1 pseudogene is annotated in these 800 nt (G+C 64.1%); it reads left to right on the top strand.

Annotated features, from left to right (window positions below):
• A pseudogene (locus AC07FD_RS39490) lies at positions 1-800 on the top strand (hypothetical protein); the annotation flags it as partial.

Below are 800 nucleotides of genomic sequence, written 5' to 3'. Positions count from 1 at the left end.
CTGGACACGTTCATGGCGCAGAATGTGGCGACGGTCCAGGCCCAACATCCAGCGTCGGTGTTCGACGTCCATCAGGTGTTGCGAGCAATGGACCACGAGCCCAGACCGCCGCAAGGTGAGGCGGGACTGATGCAGTTGCCGGTGGTGGACATGCAGGGCCGGCCAGTGGCCACGGAGCCCGAGACACGCTATTCGATTTTTCATCGCCTGACCTCGGGAGCTTTGCCAGTCGTCGCGGTGCAGCTGCCAGGAAAGCCCAGCCCCTTCATGCTGGCGCGTACGGTTACCGTCGAGGGTGTGCCATACCGCATGGACCTGTTCGGCGGAAGCAAGTTAAAACCACCGAAACCGACCCTCTCGCAGCTCGCCGCCCGCGCCCCGGACGCCGCGGCAGCCATGTCTCCTGGCGGAAAGCTGCTGGCCATTCCGTATGCCGATACCGCATCGGGCACGGCGTTCGAGCAGCTATTGCGCGCCTGGGCCCCTTTCAAGGAGGCATATTATTACATGCAGCGCAGGGGTTTTGCCGCGCCTCCAGGAATCAAGGGGCTGGGCCCTCACGACTACGCGCTGGAGGGCGCCTTCAAACTGTCGCTGCTGCCGGATCGCCCTGCGAACCAGGAACATCCCTTCAAGCTAACTGGGCCGGAAGGCCCGATCGCCTTGCGATCGCATGATGGCTGCGGTTTCATCAAGGCCTCGCTGGCCAACCGCATGCCGGCTGTTCATCGCGCCCGCCGGCAGGAAGGTCCTGATCGGGTGCCTGCCTTTGCTGAGGGACGCAGATCGTCCCTGCCTGC

Source organism: Mesorhizobium waitakense, assembly GCF_056431085.1.
Note: the sequence above shows the minus strand (reverse complement) of the source record. Positions and strands in the feature narration are given on the sequence as shown.